General features: G+C 43.5%; 3 protein-coding genes and 1 pseudogene. All 4 read right to left on the bottom strand.

The features are described from left to right. Positions 1-1,268, bottom strand: a 1,268-nt coding sequence (locus BW928_RS11000) for a hemagglutinin repeat-containing protein (protein ID WP_200800850.1), incomplete at its 3' end; no start/stop codon positions are given. A 300-nt stretch (positions 1,269-1,568) separates the two neighbouring features. After that, positions 1,569-4,955: a hemagglutinin repeat-containing protein gene (locus BW928_RS10995; protein WP_076556259.1), complete on the bottom strand. Its 3,387-nt coding sequence runs from the start codon at positions 4,953-4,955 to the stop codon at positions 1,569-1,571. 39 nt (positions 4,956-4,994) lie between these two features. Continuing rightward, positions 4,995-5,108: pseudogene (locus tag BW928_RS12255) on the bottom strand (hypothetical protein); the annotation flags it as partial. Further along, the coding region (locus BW928_RS10990) for a filamentous hemagglutinin N-terminal domain-containing protein (RefSeq protein ID WP_143821553.1) at positions 5,105-5,971 on the bottom strand (867 nt) is incomplete at its 5' end. The gene BW928_RS10990 and the pseudogene BW928_RS12255, both read right to left, overlap by 4 nt.

The raw sequence follows: 5,971 nt of genomic DNA, 5'->3' as shown, positions 1-5,971 counted from the left end.
TTGTTTTTGTCAAAGTTGTTGCTAATAATGCCATTGATATATTTATTTTCTGTTACATCATCAGTGGTGATGTTGGTGTATAGGTTTTGGCTGTCTGTGTTTTGGTATTTGCTGTTTTGTTTGTCTTGATTTGTGATGGTAATATTATGTGTGCCAATACCACTTGTTGTTTGGCTGTGGTTGTTGTCTTTGTCTGTGCCATAGCCCATGCCTTGATAGGTTGGTGTGGTGGCGGTTGATACAGTTTGGGCTTTGATTGGCTTGTTGGGATTTGGGATTTTTTGTCCCAATGCTTCACCGCTGATATTAACACCTCCACCAATGCCAAAGCTATTAGCATCATAGCTGCTGTGGTTTTGTAGGGTGGTGGTATTTATGGTACCTGTACCAAAGCTGTTTTTGCCTTGTTCTTCTGCTTTGGCAGTAGAGGTGATGATGGCACCGTCTAGCTGTGTGTGGTTATTGATATTGATGTTAAAACCATTGTTGCCAGCAAAGATGCCTGATTGTTCGCTAACTGATTTGTAGTCGGCGTTGATTTTTGATTGGCTGTAGTTGATATTAAGACTGGCACCATAACCAGCTGCTGCTTGGGCTTGGATATTTTGTTGTTTGGCTACATAAGTCGCTGTGTCTTGTGTACTTGCTAGGTATAAATCATTGGCAGTGATGGTAACGCCACCACCTTTGACCTGACCGCCTTGTACGGTAAGTTTATCGCCAGTGGTAATGGTGGTTTGGCTGTTTGAATCACCAACATGGCTTGTTTTGTATATTACTTCATCAGCATTGCCATAGCCCTTGCCATAATTACCACCAGCAGTTACACCAAAGGCAAAGCCATCCTTGCCGTAACTGATGGCAACACCTGCGTTGTAACCTTTGGATTGATTTGAGCTACGCTCACTGTGGTATTGCTCATAGGCTTTAATGTTAATATCATTATCAGCAGTTAGCTGTGTGCTTAATCTGCCCAATACATTCGAGCCTATGATATTGATGTTTGATGTGGTATTTGTGCCATCTTTGTCTGTGGCTTGGATAGTAACCGTACCACCAGCCAACACTTGACTTGCCTCAGCTGTTGTACCTTGTAGGATGGTTTGGGTGGTGTTTTGTTGCTCACCATAGGTGATGGTGGCACTGATTTGAGCCAATTCGTTGGCATTTTTTAAGTTGCCTTTGGCCATCTCACTGATGGCTTTGCCAGTATTAGCCAGAGTCTTGCTTGTCTGATAAGCCTGCCAGCCAGTATTAGCCGCTGCCATGGCGTTAATTCTATCATTGCTGCTTTTGCCCACAGTTTGGGCGGTGTTGACGGTGGCTTGTGCTGCATTGACAATAGGTACATTGACGGCAAAGGTTAAACCTTTTTTCTTGTATTTGCTTTGATTGTTGGTATAGTAGGTGTTATCTGCTGCCGTGATGTCTACTTGTTTGGCAGTAATGGTAGTGTCGCCTTGCGGTGTTGAGATAATAGAAGCGGTTTGGCTGTAGTTATTGCCAGCATGGCTGGTTGTATTACCTTGTAAGCTGCCAACCGTGCTGCCTGCTTGGGTGGTGCGGTTTTAAACCGTGGCTTGGCTTATGGTTTCTTTGCCAATGCTTACACCAAGATTACCAGAACTCATAAGACCTGATGCGTCATGGCTAAACGCAAACTGGCTGTTTAGGGTGTTGGTGGCAGAGCCAATGCGTATGTCTTTGCCAGCATTTAGCGATGTGCCATCATCTGACACCACCTGACTGCTTGTAATTTGAATATTGTCATTGGCAGACAGCAGGACTTTTGTACCAGTAATTTGACTGCCTACGGCGGTGGTTTTGTTGTAATTAGACTGTGATTTGGCTGATGAGCTTGATAGAGCTTGTTTGTTCTTGGTGTAGAATCTATCAGAATAAGATTCTGTTTGCGTGGTATGATTAACAGTGATATTTTGTGCACTTAGCAATGCCGTGTCTTCACTATTAACAGATGAGCCAGTGATATTTAACTCATTGGCTGAGTGTAGCAACAAACTGCCCTGTGTATCGATTTGGCTGCCGTGCCAAATGGTTTTGCTTTGCTGCTGCTCATTGTCTTGGTTCCATACAGTCTTTTGTGTATGGGTGGTGCTGACAGCACCAATGTTTAGGTTGCGATCTGCTTTTATAATGCTAACGGCTTGGCTTTCATTGCTGATATTGGTATTTGCTAGGGTGATATCACGACCAGCTTGTAATATAAGATTTGCCTGAGTATCTGCTTTGGCATCACCGACACGAATTTGTGCAGGTGATGTACTATTTAATCCAGCAGTTGCTGTTAGATAAATATCTTGACCAGCTTGCAGTTTTACAGATTCATCGGCATCAATCTTTGCTTGATTGTGGATATTTTGCTCTGCCAACACTCGGATGCGCTTAGCCGCAAGAGAGCCGCCTGACAAATAAACATCCTTTGCTGCTAATATCACATCCTCTTTTGCCAGCATTGTGCCTTTATTTTTGATAATTTCGCCATCAACAATGATATTGCGTGCAGCAATAAGAGCACCATCAGCCTGTAGTGTGAGTTGATTTTTTGGCAGTAGCACCACAGGATAATAGACCTTTTGCCAGCTGCCGTCCTCAAGTGCTATGTCTTTTAGCTGCAACCAAATCATGGGCTTTGTTAATAGCGACATCTGCTCGGCGGTTAATGCCGTGCCAGCTGCAAGATTAAATGCTTGGGCAAATTCAATGCCAGCATCCATCAGTGCCTTGAACTGTTCTTCTTGATTTTGATAATCAGACAGATAATTGCGACCAGTAAGCTGTGCAATCTGCTCGGCAACAAGACGCTGCTGATAATAACCATCACCAATTTGTTTGTGCATATAATTAGGGTCTGATTGTAGTGCCTTTAGCATATAATCAGACGATAGCCATTTGCGATAATTGACAAAGGCGGGGTCGGTCTGCACCAGATAATCTGGATGTGCAGGGTTTATGGTATAAAGACTGCTGCTTGGTAGCAATGTGGTGTTGATGGTGGCAATGGCAACATTGGCTGTCTTGGAGGTAATGTCAGCAGTTTGTGCATTACTGTTTGGTTTGTCAATGCTTTGCTGATTTAGCGTAACAGTGGTGGGCAGTTCAAAGGTTTTTTCATGAATTTTTTCATTGGTGGTTTTGTTGTACAAATCTGCGCGTGTATAACCACTGCCACCAATACCACCATCATGATACCAGTCTCGGTGGGTGCTTTGTCTGTCTCTTAGTGTATAGCTGACACCTTTGGTACTGATATTGTTAATATTGGTACTTGTGGCCAGAATATCATCCTGTGCCAAGATGGTGCTATCTAGGTTGTCTACATCACCATCAAAGCGAATACTGCCACCAGACTTAATCACCGACGGGTCTGTATACTTAACCAAGGTTTTAAAATGGCGTAGCTTGTCATAATTTTCTATCCAAATACGACCCAAGCCAACCGTGCTGCCATCTTCATTATCTAGATAAATGTGCTTTGAGCCATCGAAGCGAAATTTACTTGGTTCATATTCATCTGGCAATTTGTCTTTTAGGTTCCAGCCCCAATCACCTGGCCCATGCTCGCTGCTGGTGCGATTTGAAAAGCTGATTGTGTGTTTTGCTTCTATATCACCAATTTGATGAATGGCAGTTTCAAGGTGCAGATTGTCATTGGTTGTTTTGGCAGCTGCAATAAACATATCGCCGCCAGATTCAATATTGGCAGATAAGTTCTCCAAAGAAGTCGCTTTGCCCACTGCTTGATGATTATCATCGAGAGTGCCGCCAATATGTAGCGTGCCTTCGCTTAACAGTTTGCTATGACTGTCGCTGTTTTGCGGGGTTTTACGCTGTGTTTTATTGATGATTTTATCTGCACCAATATCCAGTCGTGTATAGGCTGCAATGATGGCAGATGCATTATCCGTATCGGTATTACTTAGCGTGTTGGCAGCCAATGCCACATGATCGCCATAAATCTTGCCTGTGCCTATATTCAGTAAAGTTTTTTGAGACTGTAAATAGGTTGTTTTATTGCTGTTTATGGTGCCTTGGTTTATGATGTCTTTGGCAAAGATACCAACAACAAAGCCAGCTTGGATGGTTTTTTGGTTGTCAATACTGCCTTGGGTGTTGATGGTTAAAGTATTGCCTGCTTGCAAATCACGCTGAACTTGCAAATCATCAGTAAGCCGTAATGATAAATCGTTTGCTGCTGACAGCTCGCCTGTGTTGCTTAGTGATTTGGCTTGTATGGATAAATCTTGGGCAAGCAGTGTGCCATCGGCATTGATGACAGTTAGGCTGTTTTGGTTATTGTCATGAATGTTTAATAAGCCATTGGCTAAAATCTCACCTTGGGTGTTGGTTATCTGTTGGCTAACTTGTAAGTCGCTGTCTTTGGCTGAATGCAGCTTGCCCTTGGTGTTATTTAGTTGGTTGGTTGTGATAGACAGCATGTGTGATGCTGTAAGTTTGCCATGGCTATTATTTACTGTATTGGTATAAATATCAGTGGTGCGTGCCTGAATATCAGCGGTATTTGTCAAAGCATCCCCTGATGCTTTAAGGTGGCGTACATTGAGCTTGCCAGTATTATCAAGACCTGATATAGCAGTTAAATCAACGCCGCCATTTGCTTGGATTTTGCCAAGATTATCAAGATTGTTGGTGGTTTTGATGATACCAGTGGCCAAGTTTTGGTTTTGTGGTGGGCTGCTGGTAATTTGGCTTATGCCTTGACCTGTGGCACTGCTTGGTAGGGCAACTGTTGTCTCTTTGGGAGATATCGGTGCTGATGGTGTATCAGGTGTGGGCATGGTATCAATGGCAACTGTATCAACCTTGCCAATATCACCTAGGTTGGTTAATTTGCCTTGTGCGATAACGGATAAGGCTTGTGTGCCTGTTTGGGTGATTGTACCGTCATTGATGAATTGGTTTGATTGTACATCCAAGTGTTGGGCATTGATTTGTGCTGATGATTGGTTGCTTATTGTATTGACAACCTGTGCTTTAACTTCATCCGTGGTTAAAACTGTGCCTGCATTGTCTAGATTGTCAAAGACAAGAGTGAGCTGCTCTTTTGATGATACTGTGCCACTGTTTATTGCATCTTTGGCAACAAGGGTGGCTTTGCCTTGTGAAGAAATGGTGCCAGTATTAACAAGGTTGCCCCAATGTCCAATTGCAGCCCACCAAGCCCACTAAAGATTTGACCTTGGTTATTCACCAGTGTGTCAATTTCGCTGCTGATCAGTGTGATTTTACCTGCATACATACCGCCCAATTCACCAATATCGACAGCAATGGTACGACCTTTGGTAATTTGCTTGCCCTGTGCTGATGTGTTGGTTGTTGTGCCATCGGTATCTATATAACCATTGCTGGCAATTAGCTGTAGTTCATTGGCTACAATTGGTGCATCTAGCTGTACATGACGAGCAATCACTTGGGTAAAATCTACCTGACGATTATCCAGTCCTGTACCAAGCACCAATACATCACCACCCACCTGATAACCAGATACCTGTCCTTGATTGACTTGACTGCCCGCTGCTGCCAGATGGGCATTGCCTGCATTAATAAAGCCTGTACCATTGATAACTAAGCCTGATGGATTAGCAATGATGACATCTGCCTTTTTACCTGCCACTTCAATAAAGCCGTTCAAATGACTTGGCTTGCTTGAATTGATTTGGTTTAAGATGGTAGAAGCTTCACCACGAGCCATAAAGGGGTTGGCTGCCACAAAGCCTGCAATTTGGGTATTTGTTGCTTGGCGGTTGTTATTTAAAATAACACCAGAGTTGCCGACATCAAATTGGCTATAATGGTTGTTGGATAAACCGCGAGCATTGGGTGTTGTGATATTGACTGAAGTGATGCCACTGGCTGTGGGTAGAACAATGGGTTGTAGTGATTTATCGGCGGATTTGTCGGCTAAGATGGTTGTTGGGGTGTTGGCGTGGGC

The sequence above is a fragment of the Moraxella cuniculi DSM 21768 genome, assembly GCF_900156515.1.
Taxonomy (GTDB): Bacteria; Pseudomonadota; Gammaproteobacteria; order Pseudomonadales; family Moraxellaceae; genus Moraxella; species Moraxella cuniculi.
The sequence above is the reverse complement of the archived record's forward strand: the minus strand, read 5'-3'. Positions and strand labels throughout refer to the sequence as shown.